The sequence below is a fragment of the Acidimicrobiales bacterium genome, assembly GCA_016716005.1.
In the GTDB taxonomy this organism is placed as follows: Bacteria; Actinomycetota; Acidimicrobiia; order Acidimicrobiales; family JADJXE01; genus JADJXE01.
In genome coordinates this window covers 3482538-3503713 of the sequence record JADJXE010000001.1, presented here as the reverse complement: position 1 = coordinate 3503713, position 21176 = coordinate 3482538, and the positions used below count along the sequence as shown (strand labels likewise).

Genomic DNA, 21176 nt, shown 5'->3' with positions numbered 1-21176 from the left:
CCGTCAGGTTAGTGCCGCGCCACCGCGGCTGCGGGACGGGGGCCGAACAGCGCCTCGCCGACGCGGATGATCGTCGCCCCTTCGCACACCGCCGCCTCGAGGTCAGCGGACATGCCCATCGATCGCTCGGGCAGGCCGAGCCGGTCGGCCAGAGCGGCCAGCGCCGCGAACCCGGGCCGGGCGAGCTCGGGCGGGCCGGTTCGCCCCACGGCCATGAGCCCCCGGACCGCAAGGCCTTGGTCTCGCAGCGCCGCCACCAGCCCGGGTGCGTCGTCGGGCGCGCACCCACCCTTCCGGGGCTCGCCGCTCACGTTCACCTGCACGAGCACGGCCGAGCCCGGCGCCCGCCGGGCAAGCTCGGTCACGAGCGACGGCCGGTCGACCGTCTGCCACAGGGCGACGAACGGGGCCAGCCCCTTCACCTTGTTTCCCTGCAACCGGCCGATGAAGTGCCAGCGCGGGCGCGGGCCACCCTGGTCCACCCCGGCCGCCAAGCCGGCCGCCTTCGCGAGGAGCTCCTGGGCGTAGTTCTCGCCCAGGTCCACCAACCCGAGGGCCAGCGCCACCCGGGCCGCCTCGACCCCGAAGCCCTTGGTGACCGCAACGATGCGAACCCGCTCGGGGTCGCCGCCGGCTCCCGCGATCCGCTCGCGGAGCACGGCGAGCCGTCTCCCCACGGCCGCGGGCGCCAGACCCGTGGGGACGCTCACCGGTCCGACGCCTCCAGCCACATCACGAGCGCCTGGCGCTCTCCCTCACCCCGGGCCCGGTGGGAGAAGCACTCGTCGGCCCGGCACGCGGTGCAGGCGGGGGCCTGCCCCGCCTGGCCCCGCACCACCACGTCGACCTCGGCCAGCGCGACCCGCACGGCGGCAGGCAGGTCGAGCGCGGGCCTGCCGGCAGTGGTGCGGGCCCGCACGGTCGGGCCGAACCGCGCCGCGAGCCGGTCGAGCTCACCGGCGCCGAACTCGTAGCACTCGGGGCCGATGCACGGGCCGACGAGCGCCTCGATCCGTCCCGCCCCCAGGCCCCGCATCGCTCCCGCTGCCGCAGCGACCACCCCCGCCTCGAGGCCCCGCCAGCCGGCGTGCACCGCTGCGATCACCCCGTCCGCCGACACCAGGGCGATGGGCGCGCAATCGGCCGTGTGGACGGCGAGGGCCGCTCCGGGCACCGTCGTCACCGCCGCGTCGGCGGTCGCGCCGGCGTGGGCACCGGGCACGTCGACCACGACGACCGCGGCCCCGTGCACCTGCCGGAGCCAGGTCCAGGGCACGTCGACGACGGCGGCCCTGCGCTCGCGCAGGGCCGCCTCGGGGCCCGTCACCGCCAGATCCCCCTCGGCCCGCCCGGTGAAGCGCACCCGCACCACGCCGCCGGCCACGGCGGCCGTCCACGCCGCCCGGAGGGCGGAGGGCGTCACCGCGCTACTTGAGGAATGACGGGACGTCGAAGTCGTCGTCACGCCCGAGGTCGAGGTCGTCGTCCTCCGGTCCGAACAGATCGCCGCCGAAGCCGCGCTCGGCCGGCTCCTCCTTCTCGCGCCCGCCGTCCCAGCGGTCGAAGCCGGCCGCGATCACGGTCACCCGGACCTCGTCACCCATGGCGTCGTCGATGATGGCCCCGAAGATGATGTTGGCGTCGGGGTGGGCGACGCCGTGGATGATCTCGGCCGCCTCGTTCACCTCGAACAGCCCGAGGTCGGAGCCGCCGGCGATCGACAGCAGGATCCCCCGGGCGCCGTCGATCGAGGCCTCGAGCAGCGGGCTCGAGATGGCGGCACGGGCCGCGGCCTGGGCCCGCCCCTCGCCGGCACCGTGGCCGATCCCCATCAGGGCCGACCCGGCGTTGCTCATGATCATCTTCACGTCGGCGAAGTCGGTGTTGATGAGACCGGGCGTCGTGATGAGGTCGGTGATGCCCTGGACGCCCTGGAGGAGGACCTCGTCGGCCATCTTGAAGGCGTTGAGCACCGACGTCTTCTCGTTCGAGACGGTCAGCAGCCGGTCGTTGGGGATGACGATCAGCGTGTCGACCTTCTCCTTCAGCTTCTGGATGCCGGACTCGGCCTGGACGGCCCGCCGGCGCCCCTCGAAGGCGAACGGCCTCGTCACCACGCCGATGGTGAGAGCGCCGAGGCTCTTGGAGACCTCCGCGACGACCGGGGCCGCCCCGGTGCCGGTGCCACCGCCCTTGCCGGCCGTGATGAACACCATGTCGGCCCCCTTCAGCACCTCCTCGATCTCCTGGCGGTGGGCGTCGGCGGCCTGTCGGCCGACCTCCGGGTCGCTGCCCGCCCCCAGGCCGCGGGTGAGCTCCCGCCCGATGTCGAGCTTCACGTCCGCGTCGCTCATGAGCAGGGCCTGGGCGTCGGTGTTGACGGCGATGAACTCCACGCCCTTGAGGCCGGCATCGATCATCCGGTTGACAGCGTTCACCCCGCCGCCGCCGATGCCGACGACCTTGATCACCGCGAGGTAGTTCTGCGGGTTGCCGGCCATGTTGGGGTACCTCCGGGGATGGGTCGAGCGGCGACGCCGCGCAACGTGGTGGGGCGGTTGGGCGACCGAGACGGGCGAACAGGGCCCTTGACCTGCGACGATGTCCACACTCTCGACGTTGACCTGAGGTTGATAGTTATGTCAACCTCAACTCCTGCTCGAACGTATATCGTCACTGGGGGCCTCCGGTCAAGACCGGAGAGGCAGGAACGCGCACATCCAGCGTGCCGCTGAGCTCCCCCACCCGGGCCAGAACCGCCCCGGTGGCGAGCAGCTTGGTGCCCAGATCGCGGCCGTCGCCCACCAGCACCCGGCCCCCGCCGACCAGCTCCAGCACCAGGTCGTCGCCGTCGACTCGCACCGCGTCGACCTCCGGCCGGAGCCGACCGGGGAGGAGTCGAGCGAGCCGCACGGCATCGAGGGTCGTGGCCTCCACGTCCGTACCCGGCGCCCCCACCGGCGCCACCCCGTCGACCCGGGGCAGATCGGCCGAGGCCGACACGACGCCGGCCAGCACCCGCCCGGCCCCGTCGACCAGGAATCGTCCGCCGGCCTGGTCGGTCACCAACGCCACCGGCACCCGCTCGTGCACGGTCACCTCGACCGAGCCGGGCCACCGACGCTCGACCTCGGCCCGCGCCACCCACGGGAGGCGCTCCAGCCTGGCTTCCACCGCCCCGGGGTCGAGCTCGGTGAGGGCGCTCCCCCGCTCGATGCCCGAGGTGGCGAGCACCGTGGCCACCGCGGTGCGGCCGGCCCCCCGGACCTGGATCCGGTCGATGTCGAGGACCGGCGACCGCGTCACCCCCCAGGCGGCCGCGGCCAGACCGATCACCAACGCGAGGAGGGCCAGCCGGTGGAGCCGACGGCGACCCTCGGCCCGGCGCACGGAGATCCGGCGGGCCCGCAGCCGGGGATCGACCCGTGGCCGGGGAGCGGTCCGAGCCGTCGCCGAGGTGGTCACACCGGCTCCTCGGTCACGGGCTCGAAGCCGACGAGCCGCAGCTCGGGCTGCAGGCGCACGCCGAACTGACGGGCGACCCGATCCTGCACCTCGAGGATCAGGGTGCGGACATCGTCGGCCGACCCGCCCTCGTCGGCCTGGATGAAGTTGGCGTGCTTCTCCGACACCTGCGCGCTCCCCCAGCGCAGGCCCCGCAGCCCGGCGGCGTCGATCAGCCGCCCGGCGGCGTCACCCGGCGGGTTCGCGAAGACCGAACCGGCGTTCTGGCCGCCGGGCTGGTGCTCCCGCCGCCAGCGCACGATCTCGGCCAGCTCTGCCTCGCCGGCCGCGACGCTCCCGCGCGCCAGGGCGAACTCGGCCCAGACGACGACCTGGTCGTCACGCAGTGCCGACGATCGGTAGCCCAGGCCGAGCTGGTCGACACTCACCTCTCCATCCTCGTCCCCGGCGAGGTCGACGACGCGGACCCGCAGCAACGTGGCCCGCAGGTCCGAGCCGTGGCCGCCGGCGTTCATGCGCACCGCTCCGCCGACGGACCCCGGCACGCCCACGGCCCACTCCAGCCCCGTGAGCCCGGCCGCCACCGTGCGGCGAGCGAGCACGGGCAGGCTCACCGCCCCGCCGGCCCTGACCTGGTCGCCGCTGACGACCACGTCGGCGAAGGCCGGGCCCAGCAGAACGACGATGCCGGGAAAGCCGGCGTCGGCCACCAGCACGTTGGAGCCCCGACCCAGCACCAGCGTCGGCAGGCCGCTCGCCCGCCGGGCGGCTCGCACCCGTCGCAGGTCGTCGTCACCGCCCGCTTCGACGAGGACGGCCGCGGCGCCCCCCACCCGGTACGTGGTCCTGGGCCCGAGCGGCTCGTCGACGAGGGCGAGGCCCTCCAGCTCGCCCACGGCCCGCGCCACCCGGCCCGGATCGGCGGTGGTGCGGCTCACGCTTCGCCCCGCAGGCGGCCCAGCAGCTCGTCGGGAAGGGTCGTGAGGTCGCCGGCGCCGAGCGTGAGGCACACGTCGCCCTCCCGGAGCTCGTCGAGCAGCACCGCCACCAGCTCGTCGCGCCCCGGGGCGTAGCGCACCGGCACCGCCGGCAACGACGCGCCGACCGCCTCGGCCACCAGCCGGCCGGTGACACCCGGCTGGGGCGCCTCACCTGCGCCGTACACGTCGGTGACGACCACCAGGTCGGCCCCCTCGAACGAAGGGCCGAACGCCTCGGCGAGAGCCTCGGTGCGGCTGTAGCGGTGGGGCTGGAACACGCAGACCACGCGCCGCCACCCCCCCTCGCGGGCAGCCCGCACGTTGGCCGCCACCTCGGTGGGCAGGTGCGCGTAGTCGTCCACGAACGTGATGCCGCCGGCCTCGCCGCGGCGCTCGAAGCGCCGACCCACGCCGGCGAACACGGCCAGGGCCCGCCGGGCAGCCTCGGGTGGCGACCCCAGCAGCACCGTGAGTGCCAGCGCGCCCGCGGCGTTCAAGGCCAGGTGCCGGCCAGGGATCGCGAGGCGCACGTCGGCGAGCAGCTCCGCCTCTCGCCAGACCTCGAAGCGACTCCCACCGGGCACCGGCTCCAACCCGACCACCCGGAAGGTGGCCCCTCCCGACTCCCCGTACGTGGTCACACCAGGGAGCGCGGCCAGGGCCGACGCACCGGGGTCGTCGGCACAGACCAGGCGGCGTCCGCCCGCCCCTGCCACGAAGCGCTCGAAGGCGTGCCGCAGCGCCGCCTCGGTCCCCCAGTGGTCCAGGTGGTCCGGCTCCACGTTCGTGACGAGGACCGACTCGGCCCCCAGCTCGAGGAACGTGCCGTCGCTCTCGTCGGCCTCGACGACGAACCACTCGCCGTCGTCCCAGCGCGCCCCGACGCCCTGCCCCGGCAGCTGCCCGCCGACCAGGTAGGAGGGACGGGAGCCGGCGGCCTCCAGGATCCTCGACACCATCGCCGTGGTCGTGGTCTTGCCGTGGGTACCCGAGATGGCGGCCACGCGCCGCAGGGCAGCCAGCGACCGCAGGAGCTGGGCCCGGGTGAGCACCGGCACCCCGGCCGCACGGGCGGCCAGCACCTCCGGGTCGTCCGGCGGCACCGCCGTCGACGCCGCCAGGGCGTCCACCTCCCCGACGCCGCCGGGCCGGTGCCCCACCCAGACGTCGACGCCCCGGTCCCGGAGCTGGTCGAGCACGGGCGAGTCGACCTCGTCGCTTCCGGAGACGCGGTGACCGCCGGCCGCGAGGAGCTCGGCCAGACCGCTCATGCCGGCACCGCCCACGCCGACCAGGTGCACGGTGCGCCGCCGCCGGAGGTCGAGCGGGAGAGCCGTCGACGCCGCCTCAGCCACGGGCAGCCGCCTCCACCAGGTCGGCCACCCGCTCGGCCGCGTCGGGGCGGGCAACGGCCCCAGCCGACGCGGCCATGGCGGCCAGGTGGCCGGGCCGGGCGAGCACCGCCTCGAGCTCCTCGGCCAGCCGGGCGCCCGAGCAGGCGTCGTCGGGCACGACCACGGCCGCACCGGCCCGCTCGAGCCAGCGGGCGTTCGCGGTCTGGTGGTCACCCGGCGCACCTGGGAGCGGCACCAGCACGGCCGGCATCCCGACGACCGCGAGCTCTGCCACCGTGGTGGCGCCGGCCCGGGCCACCACCAGGTCGGCGGCCGCGTACGCCCGCGCCATGTCGTCCTCGTAGGGCACGGCCTGGTACACGAGGCCACCGGGTGGTGGATCGGGCCGCGGCCCGGCGGGAGGCCAGTTGCGCGCCCCGGTCACGTGCCGCACGGCCACGTCATGTCGCCCGAGCCACCTGCCGCACAGAGCGACGACGGCCTCGTTGATGCGACCAGCGCCGAGCGACCCGCCGAAGGCGAGCACGACGACGCGGTCGTCGGGCAGCCCGAGCCAGCGCCGGGCATCGGCGCGCTGGGCCGACCGGTCGACGGCCAGCACCTCGGCCCGGACCGGGTTGCCGGTGACGACCGCCCGCGGGAGCGCGGTGCCCGGGAACGAGACGGCCGACACGCGGGCGAACCGGGCGACGAGCCGGTTGGCCGCACCCGGCACCGCGTTCTGCTCGGCGACGACGATCGGGACCCGCCAGAAGACGGCGGCCAGCGCGCAGGGCACGCTGGCGTAGCCGCCGAGCGACACGACCACGGCCGGGCGGAGCCGCCGGATCAGCACCAGCGCCTGGACCGCCGCGGCGAGCAGGCCGGCCACCGCACTCGCGTTGGCGACGGTGAGGCGCCGCTGGATCCCACGACCGGGCAGGACGGTGAGCGCGTACCCGGCCTCGGGGACCAGGCCGACCTCCACCCCCCGACGGCTCCCGACCAGGTGCAGCGGGCCCCGCCCGCGAGCGGACAGGGCGCGGGCGATGGCGAGCCCCGGCAGCACGTGGCCGGCCGTGCCACCACCGGCCAGCACGGCCCAGGCCCGGTCCGGATCGGGCGACGGCGGGGCGGGGAAGCCGGTCACCGCCTCGCCCGGCCCCGCCGGGCCACGTTGAGCAGCATCCCCGCCGCCGCCATCGACACCAGCACCGACGATCCCCCGAACGAGACGAACGGGAGCGTCAGACCGGTGATCGGCAGGACGCCGACCACCGCCCCCATGTTCACGAAGGCCTGCACGAGGATCCACGCCGTGATGCCGGCCGCGAGCAACATGCCGAAGCGATCGGGTGCAGCCATGGCCACGCCCACGCCGACCACGCCGAACGCCACGAACAGGGCCACGACGATGAGGGCGCCCACCAGGCCCAGCTCCTCGCCGATGATGGCGAAGATGAAATCGGTGTGGGCGTGGGGCAGGAAGCCCCACTTGGCCCGGCTGGCGCCGAGCCCCACCCCGCTGATGCCGCCCGAGGCCAAGCCCACCAGCGACTGCACGGTCTGGTACCCGGTGTTCAGCGGGTCCTTCCACGGGTCGACGAAAGCCAGCAGCCGCGCCCGCCGGTAGCCGGCGCTGAACGACAGGGCCACGGCGGCGCCCGTCCCCACGAGCAGCAGCCCCGCGAGCGGCAGGAGGGGCGTGCCCGCCACGAACAGCACCGAGAACACGACGGCCACCGTGACCAGGGCGGTGCCGAGGTCGGGCTGCAACATCATCAGGAAGACGGCGCCCGAGAGCACCAGCACCACCGGCCCCACGGTGTAGCGGACGTCGTCCACCCGGTGCGAGCGCCGGGTGAGCAGATCGCATGCGTAGAGCAGCAGGGCCAGCTTCACCAGCTCGGCCGGCTGGAAGCGCAGCTCGCCCATGCCGAGCCAGCTGGTGGAGCCGTTGACCGTCACGCCCAGGCCGGGCACGAGCACGAGCACCAGCAGCGCATACGACAGCAGGAGCAGCGGGACCGTGATCCGACGCCACTGGCGGTAGTCGACCCGGAGCGCGCCCACCAGCACCAACGCCCCGAGGCTCACCCAGACCACCTGGCGGTTGAAGTAGCGCCAGGAGGAGCCGTAGTCGTGCAGCGCCTGCACCGACGACGACGAGAGCACCATCACCAGCCCGATGAGGTTGAGGACCACGACGAGCGAGGCGAGGAGGACGAAGCGCCCCGGGACGGACGGTGCCCGCGTGCCGTGGGTGCGGCCGGCCGCGCCGTGGCGCGTCGCCGTGGCGCGCGGCGGCGTCACGCCCCCACCCCGGTGAGCACCCGGACCGCTCGGCTGAAGTCGTCGCCCCGCTCGGCGTACGAGCGGTACCAGTCGAACGACGCGCACCCGGGGGAGAGCAACACGGCGTCGCCGGGCCGGGCCAGCCGGGCGGCCTCCGCCACGGCCTCGGCCATCGACCCCGCCACGAGCACCGGCCGCAGACCCCGGAACGCCTCCACGACGTCAGCGGCGGCCTCACCGATGGCGACGACGGCGCGCACGTGGGGAGCGGCCGCCGCGAGCTCGGAGAGGTCGAGGCCCTTGTTCCGCCCGCCGGCGATCAGCACGACCGACGGGAAGCCTCGCACCGCCGCCAGAGTGGCGTGGGGCGCCGTGGCCTTCGAATCGTCGTACCAGGCCACGCCTCCCACGTCGGCGACGAGGGTCACCCGGTGCGGGAGCCCTCGGAACGTCTCGAGCGTGGATCGCACGGCATCGAGGGAGGCGCCGGCCTCGACCGCGGTGGCCGCCGCCGCCAGCGCATTCGCGATGTCGTGCGGCAACGAGCGGGTCAGGCGCTCCACCGTGGTCACTATGGCGCCGCCGGGTCCGACGAGGGTGGACCCGGCCAGGTGCCAGTCGGCCTCGCCGCGGTCGGCGGTGCCGAAGGTGACGCGGCGGGCGCGGACCTCGGCGAGGTGCCCGGCCACCACCGCGTCGTCGGCGTTGGCGATGGCCACGTCGTCGGGCCCCAGCACCGCCCAGATGTGGGCCTTGGCCGCGGCGTACGCCTCGATCGAGGGATGCCAGTCGAGATGGTCATCGGCGAAGTTGAGCCAGGTGCCCACCCTCGGGTGGAACGCCTCGGCGAAGCGCAGGCGGAAGCTCGAGGCCTCGACCACGAACACGTCGACGGGCAGGTCGAGTGCGGTCACGAGGGGCACCTCGGTGTTGCCGCACGCCACCGCCGAGATGCCCGACGCCTCGAGCATGGCCGTGACCATCGTGGTGACGGTGGTCTTGCCGTCGGTGCCGGTGATCGCCACGAAGGGCCGGCGATCCTCCCAGGCCGTCGCCAGGTCGAACTCGCTCCGCACCGGCACGCCCAGCGCCAGTGCCTCCTGGATGACCGGGTGGCCTTCCGGCACGCCCGGGCTCGGGACGACGATCTCCGACGACGTGACCAGCGCACGCAGCCCGTGCAGCGAGGGGGCGGCGTGCAGCGGCACGCCGAGCTCCCGGGCGAGGTCGCTGGCGGCTGGGGACGGCATGTCGTCGGCCAGCACGACCTCGACCCCGCGTCCGGCGAGGGTGCGGGCGACAGCCTGGCCGGTGACACCCAGGCCGAACACCAGCGCCGGACCGCGCACGGCGTCCTCGACCACTAGTCCAGCGCTCCCGTCGAGATGAAGTCGGCGTAGAAGATCGCCAGCGCCAACCCCGTGAAGAGGCCGGCGAGGATCCAGAACCGCACGATCACCGTGGTCTCCGGCCAGCCCCCGACCTCGAAGTGGTGATGGAACGGGGCCATGCGGAAGATGCGTCGGTGGAACACCCGGTAGCTCGCGACCTGGAGCATCACCGAGAGGGTCTCGAGCACGAACAGCCCGCCGATGATCGGCAGCAGCAGCTGGGTGTTCACGGAGAGGGCCAGCGCGGCCAGCCCGGCGCCGATGGCGAGCGCGCCGGTATCTCCCATGAAGATCTGCGCCGGCGAGGCGTTCCACCAGAGGAACCCGGCCAGGGCGCCCACCATGGCGGCCGCCACCACGGCCAGGTCGAGCCCGTGCCGCACGTCGTAGATGCTGGGGTGCCGGAACGCCCAGAACGCGATGACGACGAAGGCCGCGAAAGCGAGCGCCGACGACCCCGCGGCCAGGCCGTCGAGCCCGTCGGTGAGGTTCACGGCGTTGGCCGAGCCGAGCACGAGCAGCACCGCCCAGAGGGCCCAGCCCACGTTGCCCAGCTCCAAGCCGGGCGAGTCGTAGCGCGTGAACGACAGGGTCGTGTGGACGTCGCCCCAGCTGAGGGCCAGCACCGCGAACCCGGTGGCCACGGCCAGCAGGCCCAGCACCTTCGTGCTCTTGGTGAGGCCGAGGTTGCGGGCGTTGGCGATCTTGATCCAGTCGTCGAGGAAGCCGACCGCGCCCGCACCCACCACCGCGAGGATCACGCACAGCCCCGTGGTGGTGAACACGACCCCGGTGGGCACGTGACCGAGCACGTAGCCGACCCCCGCGGCGACGACGATGGCGACGCCGCCCATCGTGGGGGTGCCGGCCTTGATGTCGTGCCCGACCGGACCGCCCTCCTTCTCGGGCATGATCGGCTGGCCGACCCGGCGGGCCCGCAGCCAGTCGATCAGGAACCTGGTGCCGAACAGCGACACCAGCAGGGAGATGCCGCCGGCCAGGAGCAGCGCGATCACGCCGGCGACTCCAGAGCCGCGATCGCCTGCCGAGCCACGACCCGGTCGTCGAAGGGCGCCACCACGTCGCCGGTGACCTGCGTGCTCTCGTGGCCCTTGCCCGCGATCACCACCACGTCCCCGGGTCGGGCGGCGCGCACGGCCAGGGAGATGGCGGCCCTCCGGTCGGGCTCGACGAGGGCCCGCTGGCGCCGGTCCATGCCGGCTCGCACGGCCTCGATGATGGCTGCGGGTTCCTCGCTCCTCGGGTTGTCGCTGGTGAGCACGACCAGGTCGGCGAACCGCTCGGCCACGGCCCCCATGGCCGGCCGCTTCTCCCGATCCCGGTCGCCACCACACCCGAAGACCACCAGCACCCGGCCGCCGGCGGCAACTTCACGGGCCGACCGGAGCAACCCCTCCATGCCGTCGGGCGTGTGGGCGTAGTCGACGATCACGCGGAACGGCTGACCGGCATCGACGGGCTCGAAGCGCCCCGGCACCGGCGTGACCGCGGCCAGGCCCGCCTCGATGGCGTCGAGACCCACCCCCAGCTCTCGGGCGGTCGTGGCCGCGGCGAGGGCGTTGTGCAGGTTGAACCGCCCGCCGAGCGGCACGTGCAGCCGCCGACCGGACCAGGTGAACACGTTCTCCGACGCGTGCACCACGACGTCGCCCGCGTCCGCCAGTGCGTACCCGACCGTGGGCACCCGGGCCGCGTCGAGCAGCAGCCGCCCGTAGGGGTCGTCGAGGTTCACCACGCCGACGGCGGTCCGCTCGGGCTCGAACAGGCTGGCCTTGGCCGCGAAGTAGCGCTCGACGTTGCCGTGGAAGTCGAGGTGGTCCCGCCCCAGGTTGGTGAACACGGCCGCCTCGAACCAGGTCGCGTCCACCCGGTGCAGGGCCAGGGCGTGCGAGCTGACCTCCATGGCCACGGCCCGCCGGCCCCCGTCGCGCATGTCGGCCAGCAGGGCCTGCAGCTCGGTGGCCTCCGGGGTGGTGCGCGCGCCGGAGAGCGTGCCCAGCACGGCCGTCGGCCAGCCGTTGGCCTCGAGGACGGCCGCCAGCAGGTGCGTCGTGGTGGTCTTGCCGTTCGTGCCCGTCACACCCACGACCGTGAGCGAGCGCGACGGGTCGCCGTGCAGCGTGGCCGCGATCGGCGCCATCGACTCCCGCGCCGACGCGGCGATCACCTGGGTCACGTCGAGGGCCAGGTGCCGCTCGCAGAGGAGGGCCACCGCTCCCCGCTCCAGCGCCGCCGGGGCGAAGTCGTGCCCGTCGTGGTGCTCCCCCGGGAGGCAGCAGAACAGGTCCCCGGGGCCGACGGCCCGGGAATCGTGGGTCACCCCGGCCACGTCGACGTCGGCATCGCCCTCCACCCGGGCGTCGACGCCGGCCAGCAGGTCGCGGAGGCGCACCGGCACTCAGTCGGGCGGAGCCGACGATGCGGGGGACGACGGCTGGGCCACCGTGCCCGTGCCGGCGACGGGATCGCCCTGCGACGGGCTCGACGCTTCCGCGGGCGGCACCCGGAGCAGCCGGAGGGCGTAGCGCCCGAGGTCGGCGAACACGGGCGCGGCCACGACGCCGCCGTAGATCGACGTCTGCGGCTCGTCGACGACGACGATGATCGACACCTGCGGGTCGCCTGCCGGCACGAAGCCGGCGAAGACCGACATGTACGCGCCCACCCGGTACCCGACGCCGCCCTCGATGGGCTTGCGCGCCGTCCCCGTCTTTCCCGCGACGGCGTAGCCGTCGATCGCGGCGCGGCGGCCCGTGCCCTCCTCGGAGCCCACGACGCCGGCCATCATCGACGTCACGGCCTCGGCGGTGGCCTCGGACACGACCCGCCGCCCGGCGTCGGCGGGGACCCGGTGCTCGACGCCCTGGCCGTCCACGGTCGCCAGCACGAGGCGCGGCGGCACGTACACGCCGCCGTTGGCGATGACGTTGAAGGCCGTGAGCATCTGCAGCGCGGTCACGGAGATGCCCTGCCCGATGGGCACGGTGCCGATCGACGTACCCGACCAGTCCTCGGGGCGGAGCATGATGCCAGCCGACTCCCCCGGGAAGGCCAGCGCGGTCTGGCTCCCGAGCCCGAAGTCGCGCAGGTACCGATCGATCCGTTCGCGGCCCAGCTGCTGGGCGATGAGGATCGTGCCGATGTTGGACGAGCGGACCAGGATGTCGCGGACCGACCACGACTCGGCGCCGTGGGCCTCGTTGTCGGTGAACTCCTCGTCCGCCACCTGGAGGAAGGAGGGCACGTAGAAGAAGGTGTCCGGCCGGACGAGCCCCTCCTCGAGGGCGCCGGCCACCGTGATCACCTTGTTCACGGAGCCGGGCTCGAACACGCTGGTGACGGCGGTGTTCGCCGCCGTGCGCACGGGTGGGCCCTCACCGTCGTCCGGCGTGGCGATCGTGGCCAGCGCGAGCACCTCGCCGGTGGAGGGCCGCATCACGACGGCGAGCCCGCCCCTCGCGCCGGTGGCCGTGACCTGCGCGGCCAGCGCGCGCTCCGCCTCGTACTGGAGCGACCGATCGAGGGTGAGAACCAGATCGTCCCCCCGCACCGCGGGCTCGATCTGCTGGCGGCCGGAGGGGATCGTCCGGCCCTGCGGATCGCGCTCGCGTACGAGCTGCCCGGGGGTCCCGGTGAGACCCTCGTCCTCGGCCAGCTCGAGCCCGGAGATCCCGATGTTGTCCACGTCGACGGCACCGAGCACCGACCGGGCCAGGTCTCCGGCCGGGTAGTCGCGCGCCGACTCGTCGAGCAGCGACACGCCCGGGAGGTCGAGGTCGTCGACCTGCTCGGCCACGGCGTCGTCGACCTTGCGGGCCAGATACACGAACTCGGCGTCCCGGGTGAGCGGCTCGAGGAGCTCGACCGGCAGCATCCCGAGCACCGGTGCCAGGGCCGCGGCCGTGCCCTGGGGATCCTCGACGAGCCGCGGGTCGGCCCAGACCGTGCGACGGCTGACCGTCATGGCCAGCTCGACGCCGTTGCGATCGAAGATCGAGCCGCGTTCGGCCGGGAGCTCCACCGCCCGGATGCGCTGCGACGCGCCGAAGGCGGCGTAGCGCTCACCCTCGACCCCCTGGACCACGACGAGGCGGGCGGCCACCGCCGCGAACGCGAGGCACGTGCCCAACAGGAGCACGCCGAGCCGCCGGCGGGGGTTGCCGGCCCTCGGGGCCCGGGGCGAGGGCCGGGAGGGCGGTGGGGCGACGACGCTGCGGGTGCGGGCGGAGGGATGGGTCGAGCGGTCGGCGACGCGCCGGGAGGGCGGCCGGGGCGGGGCGAGGGTGGTCACGGCCGCGAGCCGAGGTAGGGCTTCACCTGGCTCCACTCGTCCACCTGCTCGCCGGTCCCGCTCGACAGGGCGCGACCTGCCGGGTCGACCCCCAGCTCGGCGGCCAGCTCGGCGGGCGGCGACACGTAGACGACCTCGTCCGGCGGCACCATGCCAAGGCGCCGCTCGGCCTCGGCCACGATCCGCTCCGGCGCTTCGAGGGCCGCGACGTCCACGCGGAGCCCCTCGAGGCGCTGCTGCTCGGCGGCGATGCGTTGATCGAGCCGGTCGAGGCGGGCCTGGCCCTGCACGAGGATCGTCTGGAACACCGTCATGCCGAACAGCGCCCCGAACACCAGCAGGGCGGCCAACACGCCCACCGCAGCGGCGCGGCGCCGACGAGCGCGCGGCGAGCGCTCGGGGCGCTCGACCACCCGGAGGGGGGGACGGCGGCGCGGCGCGTGCTCCGGAGCGACCCGGCCGGCTCGACCCGTGGGGGCCACCGCGGGGGGGCTCATGCCGCCTCGTCGCCCTGTGGGCCGGGCCCCGGCCCGGGCCCCGGCCCCGGAACCGGCCGCAGACGCTCGACGGCGCGGAGGCGCGCGCTCGACGCACGGGGGTTGGCGGCCAGCTCCTCGGGCGAGGGCCGCCACGCCCCGGCACGCAGCAAGCGGACCGTCGGCACCGCACCACACCTACACGGCAGGCGGGGCGGGCAGGCGCATCCCCCCGTGGCCGCCCGCCGGAACCTCTCCTTCACGATGCGGTCCTCACCCGAGTGGTAGGCGAGAACGAGGCATCGCCCGCCGGGACCGAGCAGGTCGAGGGCCTGGTCGAGCGCCGCCGGCAGCACGTCGAGCTCCTCGTTGACGGCGATCCGCAGCGCCTGGAAGGTGCGCGTGGCCGGGTGGCCGCCGCGCCGCCGGGCCGGCGCCGGGATGGCGTCCACCACCACCCGGGCCAGCTCGGTGGTGGTGTGCAGCGGGCGAGCGGCCACGATGGCCCGGGCGATCCTGGCCCCGAAGCGCTCGTCGCCGTACGTCCGAAGGATGCGGGCGAGCTCGGCCACGGGCGCCCCGTTCACGAGCTCGGCCGCCGTGAACCGCTGCCCCGGATCCATCCGCATGTCGAGCGGACCGTCGACCCGGTAGCTGAAGCCCCGCTCGGGTCGGTCGAGCTGCGGTGAGCTGACACCCAGGTCGAACAGCGCACCGGAGAGGGAGTCGACGCCGAGATCGTGCATGGTTGCGCCGAGGCGGTCGAACCGGGTGTGGCGGAGCGTGACCCGTTCACCGAAGGGGGCGAGCGTCGCCCGTGCCGCCGCGAGGGCGTCGGGGTCCCGGTCGAGCCCCACCACCCGGAGGTGAGGGTGAGCGGTGAGCAGGGCGAGGGCGTGGCCCCCGCCACCCACGGTGGCATCGACCACGACGCCCGGTGGCACCGCAGCGAGCAGCTCGACCACTCGCTCGACCATGACGGGCCGGTGCAAGAAGGCGTCGCCAGCCAGGTCCTGGCTCACGGTGCCCCCGGCGACCGGGTGCGTGCGGCGTCGCTCACCGGCAGTCCCCCGGTCGGCAGGTGCCGTCGGGATTTCTCCCCGATCGTGCGAGACGGAAGCGGGCGGAGTAGGGGCATTCCATCTTGCCGACCGGGAGACTGCGGATGAGCGACGCCCTGCACCCAGGGCACTAGCTCTTCGGGCTCGACCTGCTCGTCCTCCTTCCGGGTCTCGACCGTCGTGGCCTCATACCGCCGGCGCGCCACCGGCCAGCAGGGCCTCGCCCTCCTGGTCGACCTCGCGCCAGCGAGAGGCATCCCAGATCTCGATGCTGGTGAAGTGGCCGATCACGGCCACGTCGCGCTCGAGGCCGGCGAACTCCCGGAGGTTCTGCGGGAGGGCGATGCGGCCCTGGGCGTCGGGGCGGATGGGGGCGGCGCCGGCGGAGAATGACCGCACGACGTTGCGGGCGATCTCACCTCGCCTCTCCTTCTCGAGCATCTCCTGCGCCTCCCGCTCGAACTCGTCGGGCGTCCACACCGCCAGGCAGCCATCGAGGCGCTTGGTGACGTACCCGCCGTGCTCGAGTCGGGCGCGGAACGATGCCGGTAGGACCACACGCCCCTTGCCGTCGAGCGCGTGCTCGAAGGTCCCGACGAACACCCCGTACGCCTCTCCCGAGCCCCTCGGACTCGCCTGCACCCCGTGGCGACCCGGCCGTCCGGTTCCCCACTTCGCCCCACCCTATGGGTGGATACCCCCACTGTCAACCACTTTCTCCCCCCGGACCCACCACCGACCCCCACCGTCGCGCCCGACCCACCCCACACGTCGCCAGCGCGACGAAGACCGACCGGCCACCCTCCGACGCGCGCCCGACCCACCCCACACGTCGCCAGCGCGACGAAGACCGACGGGCCACCCTCCGACGCGCGCCCGACCCACCCCACACGTCGCCAGCGCGACGAAGACCGACGGGCCACCCTCCGACGCGCGCCCGACCCACCCCACACGTCGCCAGCGCGACGAAGACCGACGGAGCGAGCGGGCGGGGCCCGCCGCGTCAGCGCTTGGCCAGCTCGACGAGCACGGCCTCCCGGAGGGCGGCCAGCGTGGGCGACCCCTGCAGATCGTCGAGCCCGACGGCGGCGGCCCGGAGCCCCTCGGCGGGCCGGCCGGCCGGGCCGGGGCCGACCAGCAGGGCGAGGAGGCGCTCGGGTCGCCAACGCCGCGGCACGACGCACTGGAACCGGGCCCCGCGGCGCGTCCGGCGCTGCGACATCCCCACGAGCTTGCGGCCGTCGACCGTGACCTCCCCGGAACCCAGACCGGCGAAGCAGACCGTCGACGACCAGCCGGTCCGCACCAGGGGGCCACGGTGCACCGTCGCCGCCACCCCCAGGCCGGCGAGGGCGGCGGCCCAGGCGTCGCCCAACCAATGGAAGGCCCGGCCGACGTCGTCGTCCCAGCAGGGATCACCCGGGGGAACCACGACGTCGACCCACAGGGCCTCACCAGGTTCGAGCAGGACGGCCCCGCCCCCGCTGCGCCGGCGCACCACCGTCACGCCGCCCCGACGCGCCGCGTCCGCGTCGACGACCGCCGGGTCCTGGCCGCTGCCGAGGACGAGTGCCGGACCGTCGACGTCGAGCACCCAGACCGCTCGGGCCGGCGGATCCGGGAGGGGTCGGTCGTGGAAGGCGGCCGCGCTCCCGGCAGCCCGCTCCACCGGCCACGCGCCGGCCCGCGCGACGACCGGAGGCGTCACGGCACCGGCTCGAGCCCCGCGACCGGCGCGCCCAGGTAGGGGGTCCACAGGTCGGGCACCCGGCCGACGGCCGCCGCGACCCAGGCCGCCCCGCGGGGGGCCGCCGGTGGGCGTCGCAGCCGCATCCCGCTCTCCTCGGGCGAGCGGTCACGCTTGTGCAGGTTGCAGGGCCGGCAGGCCGCGACCACGTTCTCCCAGACGTGGCCGCCACCCCGGCTCCGGGGCACCACGTGGTCGATGCTCTCGGCCGGTCCCCCGCAGTACTGGCAGCGGTGCCCGTCGCGGGCGAAGACCGCACGGCGGTTCAAGGTGGCGCGCCGCTCGAAGGGCACGCGCACGTAGGAGCGGAGGCGCACCACGGACGGCACCGCCATCGCCAGCCGCTCCGAGCGCACCAGGCGGTCGGAGGCATGGAGGACCTCGGCCTTGTCGTCGAGGACCAGGCACACGGCGCGGCGGCTCGACACGATGCTCAGCGCCTCGAAGGTGGCGTTGAGGACGAGCGCCCGGCCGGTGGTCACCTCGCCGGAACCCTCGCGCTCAGTCCAGGTCGCGCAGCTGGCGGCACCAGCCGAGCCAGGTCACGACGTCGGCGGGACGGGGAGGACGGCCGGTCGACCCGTAGGCGGTCTGCATGCGGAACGCCAGGTAGGCCGGGTCGGGCAGGGGGAGGTGGGGGGTTCGGCGCCACCAGCCCCGTGGCGCGAGCCGTGCCAGCTCGACGACGGCGGTGCCCCAGAGCCGGGGCCGGGCCAGGACGGCCACGACCGCCGGCCCGACCCATGCCCGGGCCGGCGGTGCCGGCGACCCGGCGCCTTCGGTCGGACCGGTCACCACCGCCGGCTAGACCCTGGCCTTCTGCAGGTCCTTCCACGGACCGCTGTCGGCCTTCGGCTCCTTGGGGAGACCGAGGACCATCTCACCGATGATGTTGCGCTGCACCTGGCTGGTGCCGGCGTAGATGGTGCCGGCTCGGGCGTTGAGGAACACGGTGCTCCACGACGCCGTCGAGTTGGGCGCACCCGGGTCGTCGGTCTGGAACGCGCTGGACGGCCTCCGGCCCGAGGGCACGAGGGCGTCGAGGCCCAGGATGTCGACGGCGAGCTCGGTGACCTGGCGGTGGTACTCGCTCCAGTACAGCTTGGAGATGGCCGCGTCGGGCCCCGGGTGCTGGCCGGCGATGAAGCGGGTGAGGGCGCGCATGCCGTTGTACCGCATGATCTCGACCTTGGTGTGGCACCAGGCCAGCCGCTGGCGCACCAGCGGGTCGTCGGCCCTGCCGGTCTCGCGGGCCAGCTCGAGCAGGCGGTCGAGCTCGGTGCGGAACCGGATCGGGAGGGTCGCAGCGGCCTCGCCGCGCTCGTAGCCGAGCAGCGTCATGGCCACGCCCCAGCCGCTGCCGACGCCACCGAGGACGTTGTCCTTCGGGCAGCGGGCGTCGGTGAAGAACACCTCGTTGAACTCCGACTCGCCGGAGATCATCTTGATCGGCCGGACCTCGACACCGGGCTGGTCCATCGGCACGAGCAGGAAGCTGATCCCCTTGTGCTTCGGCGCGTCGGGATCGGTGCGGGCCAGCACGAAGATCCAGTTGGCCAGGTGGCCGGCCGACGTCCAGATCTTCTGGCCGTTGAGCACCCACTCGTCGCCGTCGAGCACCGCCCGGCAACCCAGGTTGGCCAGGTCGGAGCCGGCGTTGGGCTCGGAGTAGCCCTGGCACCACACGTCGTCGCCCGAGAGGATCCGGGGCAGGTAGTGGTGCTTCTGCTCCTCGGTGCCCCACTCGATGATGGTGTTGCCGACCATCTGGATGCTGAAGACGTCGTTGGCGACCCCCAGGGGCGCGCCCGCCCGGGTGAACTCCTCGGACAGCACCACCTGCTCCAACGGGGTGAACCCGGCGCCGCCGTACTCCTTCGGCCAGTTCACCGCGAGCAGGTGGTTGTCGTAGAGGGTCTGGCGCCAGGCCTTCTCGAACTGGTGCACCTCCTCACCCTCGAGGGCGCCGATGCCCTTCCAGTCCGCAGGGAGGTTCGCGGCGAGGAAGGCGCGGACCTGCTGGCGATACGCCTCGGCTTCGGCCGAGTAGGTGGGATCCATGCGGCGAGGTTACCGCGCGGTCACCGGGCCACCGGGCCCCGATCGGACCCCAGGTGGAGGTCGAGCCCGTACCCCCGCCAGCCCACCGCTGCGGCTCCCACCAGCGGCCCCTCCCCTCCCAGCCCGGCGGGCCGGATCCGGGCGCCGGCGGCGTAGGAGATGCGGGCCCGGGCCTCGAGCTCGGCCTGGGCCGCATCGAAGAACGGGGTGCCGAAGCCGAGGGCCACCGAACCCGCCACCACGGCCAGGCGCAGGTCGAGCAGCGAGACGACCGACGCCACGGCCCGGCCCACGAGCCGGCCCGTGCGCCGGATCACCTCGGGGCCCGCGTCGGCCGGCGGCCGGCCCGTGACCGCCTGGATGGCCAGGCCGGAGGCTTCGGCCTCGAGGCAGCCTCGGGCCCCGCAACCGCACCGCCGGCCGTCGGGCTCCACGATCACGTGGCCGATGTGGCCGGCGTTGCCGGTGGCTCCGTCGAGCAGCCGCCCGTCGACCACGACGCCACCCCCCACGCCGGTCGACACGACCATCGCGACGTAGTCGCCGGTCCCCCGGGCCGCGCCCAGCCAGCCCTCGGCCAGCGCCAACGCCTTGGCGTCGTTGTCCACGAAGGTGGGCAGGCCCGTGCGCGAACCGAGGCGCGAGCGCAGGGGGAACGCCCGCCAGGCCGGGATGTTGAGGGGCGACACGTCGGCACCACCGGGGCTCATGGGCCCCCCGCAGCCGACGCCGCACACCACCGGCGGTTCCGGAGCGGCCGCCAGCACCGCGTCGACGACCGCCAGCACGGACGCCCACAGCTCGTCCGGCCGGGACGGCTCACCAGTGGGCACCCGCTCCTCGACGGCGATGGAGCCCTCGTGGTCGACCAGGCCGGCAGCCAGCTTGGTCCCCCCGATGTCGACGGCGAGCGCCCACGGCACGGGGCGAAGGGTACGCGCCGCGCCGCCGGTCCTCTCGCGGCGCCCGACGACCCGGCGCCGGAGCCCTCCGGTGAGGCGGCGTTGCCCGCTCGGGCGCGTACGCTGGCCTCACCGACCCCTCTCACCCGCGCCGAGCCGAGGAGCGACCACGGTGGCACTGCCGCACGCGCCCGCCCCTACGGGCACCTTCGCCGAGCTGTTCGAGGCGCTGGCCACCAACATCGAGCAGGTCATCCGGGGCAAGCGCGACGTGATCGAGATGGCGCTGGTGTGCCTGGTCTCGGAGGGCCACCTGCTCGTGGAGGACGTCCCCGGCGTGGGCAAGACCAGCCTGGCCAAGGCGCTGGCGGCCTCGATCGAGGGCACGTGGGGTCGCGTGCAGTTCACACCCGACCTCCTCCCCTCCGACGTGGTCGGGGTCACGATCTGGAACCGGGCCACGGGAGCCTTCGAGTTCCGACAGGGCCCGATCTTCGCCAACGTGGTCCTGGGCGACGAGATCAACCGGGCCTCGCCGAAGACCCAGTCGGCGCTCCTCGAGGTGATGGAGGAGCGCCAGGTGACCGTCGACGGCACCACCTATCCGCTCGACGCGCCCTTCATGGTGCTCGCCACCCAGAACCCGATCGACCACGAGGGCACGTACCCGCTGCCCGAGAGCCAGCTCGACCGCTTCCTCATGCGCGTGTCGGTGGGCTACCCGCACCGAGCCGCCGAGCTGGAGATCCTCGACACGCACGGCGACCGCAGCGCCGTGCCCGACGTGCGCCCCGTGCTGCGCGCCGACGACGTGCTCGCCATGGTCCGCGCCGTTCGGACGATCCACGTGGCGCCGGCCATCAAGTCGTACCTCGTCGACCTGGCCGACACCAGCCGGCGACATGCCGCCCTCACGCTCGGCATGTCGCCCCGCGCCACGCTCAGCCTGCTGCGGGCCGCCCGCTCCCGGGCGGCGGCCTCGGGGCGCGCCTACGTGGTACCCGACGACGTGAAGGCCCTGGCCGGACCGGTGCTCGCCCACCGCCTGGTGCTCACCCCCGAGGCCCAGCTCCAGGGGATCGACGCGTCAGGGGTGGTCGACGACCTGCTCCGCACGGTCGCGGTGCCCACCGGGCGGGTGTAGGCGGGGCC

General features: G+C 74.6%; 21 protein-coding genes. 1 reads left to right on the top strand and 20 read right to left on the bottom strand.

Going from position 1 to position 21176, the window contains the following annotated elements; all coding sequences use genetic code 11:
* Positions 1-8 precede the first annotated feature (8 nt).
* The 20 genes from IPM45_17005 to IPM45_16910 form a co-directional block, all read right to left on the bottom strand.
* Positions 9-677: a YggS family pyridoxal phosphate enzyme gene (locus IPM45_17005; protein ID MBK9181227.1), complete on the bottom strand. Its 669-nt coding sequence runs from the start codon at positions 675-677 to the stop codon at positions 9-11.
* A gap of 29 nt (positions 678-706) precedes the next feature.
* The gene (locus IPM45_17000; protein MBK9181226.1) at positions 707-1423 is read right to left on the bottom strand and encodes a laccase domain-containing protein; all 717 of its coding nucleotides are present in this window, start codon (positions 1421-1423) and stop codon (positions 707-709) included.
* Between the two features lie 4 nt (positions 1424-1427).
* On the bottom strand, positions 1428-2501 hold the full coding sequence (gene ftsZ, locus IPM45_16995; protein ID MBK9181225.1) for a cell division protein FtsZ: 1074 nt from the start codon (positions 2499-2501) through the stop codon (positions 1428-1430).
* 172 nt (positions 2502-2673) lie between these two features.
* Positions 2674-3465: an FtsQ-type POTRA domain-containing protein gene (locus IPM45_16990; GenBank protein ID MBK9181224.1), complete on the bottom strand. Its 792-nt coding sequence runs from the start codon at positions 3463-3465 to the stop codon at positions 2674-2676.
* Positions 3462-4403: a UDP-N-acetylmuramate dehydrogenase gene (gene murB / locus IPM45_16985; GenBank protein ID MBK9181223.1), complete on the bottom strand. Its 942-nt coding sequence runs from the start codon at positions 4401-4403 to the stop codon at positions 3462-3464. Before murB ends, IPM45_16990 begins: the two co-directional genes overlap by 4 nt.
* Positions 4400-5716 (bottom strand): UDP-N-acetylmuramate--L-alanine ligase, encoded by a 1317-nt coding sequence (murC, locus tag IPM45_16980; GenBank protein MBK9181222.1) that lies wholly within the window; start codon positions 5714-5716, stop codon positions 4400-4402. The genes murB and murC overlap by 4 nt, the downstream gene beginning before the upstream one ends.
* Before the next feature lie 76 nt (positions 5717-5792).
* Positions 5793-6929 (bottom strand): undecaprenyldiphospho-muramoylpentapeptide beta-N-acetylglucosaminyltransferase, encoded by a 1137-nt coding sequence (murG, locus tag IPM45_16975; GenBank protein ID MBK9181221.1) that lies wholly within the window; start codon positions 6927-6929, stop codon positions 5793-5795.
* Positions 6926-7957, bottom strand: a complete 1032-nt coding sequence (gene ftsW / locus IPM45_16970; GenBank protein ID MBK9181220.1) for a putative lipid II flippase FtsW — start codon at positions 7955-7957, stop codon at positions 6926-6928. The genes murG and ftsW overlap by 4 nt, the downstream gene beginning before the upstream one ends.
* Positions 7958-8088: 131 nt before the next feature.
* Positions 8089-9423 carry a UDP-N-acetylmuramoyl-L-alanine--D-glutamate ligase gene (gene murD, locus IPM45_16965; protein ID MBK9181219.1) on the bottom strand — a complete coding sequence of 445 codons (1335 nt, stop codon included), beginning with the start codon at positions 9421-9423 and terminating at the stop codon, positions 8089-8091.
* A 14-nt stretch (positions 9424-9437) separates the two neighbouring features.
* A complete protein-coding gene (locus IPM45_16960) occupies positions 9438-10481 on the bottom strand; it encodes a phospho-N-acetylmuramoyl-pentapeptide-transferase (protein ID MBK9181218.1) in 1044 nt (347 codons plus the stop codon).
* On the bottom strand, positions 10478-11878 hold the full coding sequence (locus IPM45_16955; GenBank protein MBK9181217.1) for a UDP-N-acetylmuramoyl-L-alanyl-D-glutamate--2,6-diaminopimelate ligase: 1401 nt from the start codon (positions 11876-11878) through the stop codon (positions 10478-10480). Before IPM45_16955 ends, IPM45_16960 begins: the two co-directional genes overlap by 4 nt.
* A gap of 6 nt (positions 11879-11884) precedes the next feature.
* On the bottom strand, positions 11885-13777 hold the full coding sequence (locus IPM45_16950) for a penicillin-binding protein 2 (protein ID MBK9181216.1): 1893 nt from the start codon (positions 13775-13777) through the stop codon (positions 11885-11887).
* Positions 13774-14274, bottom strand: coding sequence for a septum formation initiator family protein (locus IPM45_16945; GenBank protein MBK9181215.1), 501 nt, complete (start codon positions 14272-14274; stop codon positions 13774-13776). The genes IPM45_16950 and IPM45_16945 overlap by 4 nt, the downstream gene beginning before the upstream one ends.
* Positions 14271-15230, bottom strand: coding sequence for a 16S rRNA (cytosine(1402)-N(4))-methyltransferase RsmH (rsmH, locus tag IPM45_16940; GenBank protein MBK9181214.1), 960 nt, complete (start codon positions 15228-15230; stop codon positions 14271-14273). Before rsmH ends, IPM45_16945 begins: the two co-directional genes overlap by 4 nt.
* 270 nt (positions 15231-15500) lie before the next feature.
* Complete coding sequence (mraZ, locus tag IPM45_16935; GenBank protein MBK9181213.1) at positions 15501-15917, bottom strand: division/cell wall cluster transcriptional repressor MraZ; 417 nt, start codon at positions 15915-15917, stop codon at positions 15501-15503.
* A gap of 400 nt (positions 15918-16317) precedes the next feature.
* Positions 16318-17022: a hypothetical protein gene (locus IPM45_16930; protein MBK9181212.1), complete on the bottom strand. Its 705-nt coding sequence runs from the start codon at positions 17020-17022 to the stop codon at positions 16318-16320.
* On the bottom strand, positions 17019-17543 hold the full coding sequence (locus IPM45_16925) for an HNH endonuclease (GenBank protein ID MBK9181211.1): 525 nt from the start codon (positions 17541-17543) through the stop codon (positions 17019-17021). The genes IPM45_16930 and IPM45_16925 overlap by 4 nt, the downstream gene beginning before the upstream one ends.
* Positions 17544-17562: 19 nt before the next feature.
* The gene (locus IPM45_16920) at positions 17563-17856 is read right to left on the bottom strand and encodes a hypothetical protein (protein MBK9181210.1); all 294 of its coding nucleotides are present in this window, start codon (positions 17854-17856) and stop codon (positions 17563-17565) included.
* 9 nt (positions 17857-17865) lie between these two features.
* On the bottom strand, positions 17866-19122 hold the full coding sequence (locus tag IPM45_16915) for an acyl-CoA dehydrogenase (GenBank protein MBK9181209.1): 1257 nt from the start codon (positions 19120-19122) through the stop codon (positions 17866-17868).
* A gap of 20 nt (positions 19123-19142) precedes the next feature.
* Positions 19143-20045 (bottom strand): ROK family protein, encoded by a 903-nt coding sequence (locus tag IPM45_16910; GenBank protein MBK9181208.1) that lies wholly within the window; start codon positions 20043-20045, stop codon positions 19143-19145.
* On the opposite strand from IPM45_16910, the gene IPM45_16905 reads away from it, so the two are divergent.
* Entirely contained in the window at positions 20020-21168 is a 1149-nt protein-coding gene (locus tag IPM45_16905; GenBank protein ID MBK9181207.1) for a MoxR family ATPase, read from the top strand. The genes IPM45_16910 and IPM45_16905 overlap by 26 nt on opposite strands.
* Positions 21169-21176: the final 8 nt, after the last annotated feature.

Coding starts and splice junctions, on each gene's coding strand:
- ftsZ (MBK9181225.1), bottom strand. CDS start 2,501: ATGGCCGGCAACCCGCAGAACTACCTCGCGGTGATCAAGGTCGTCGGC.
- murC (MBK9181222.1), bottom strand. CDS start 5,716: ATGAGCGGTCTGGCCGAGCTCCTCGCGGCCGGCGGTCACCGCGTCTCC.
- ftsW (MBK9181220.1), bottom strand. CDS start 7,957: ATGGTGCTCTCGTCGTCGTCGGTGCAGGCGCTGCACGACTACGGCTCC.
- IPM45_16945 (MBK9181215.1), bottom strand. CDS start 14,274: ATGAGCCCCCCCGCGGTGGCCCCCACGGGTCGAGCCGGCCGGGTCGCT.
- rsmH (MBK9181214.1), bottom strand. CDS start 15,230: ATGGTCGAGCGAGTGGTCGAGCTGCTCGCTGCGGTGCCACCGGGCGTC.
- IPM45_16915 (MBK9181209.1), bottom strand. CDS start 19,122: ATGGATCCCACCTACTCGGCCGAAGCCGAGGCGTATCGCCAGCAGGTC.
- IPM45_16905 (MBK9181207.1), top strand. CDS start 20,020: ATGTCGACGGCGAGCGCCCACGGCACGGGGCGAAGGGTACGCGCCGCG.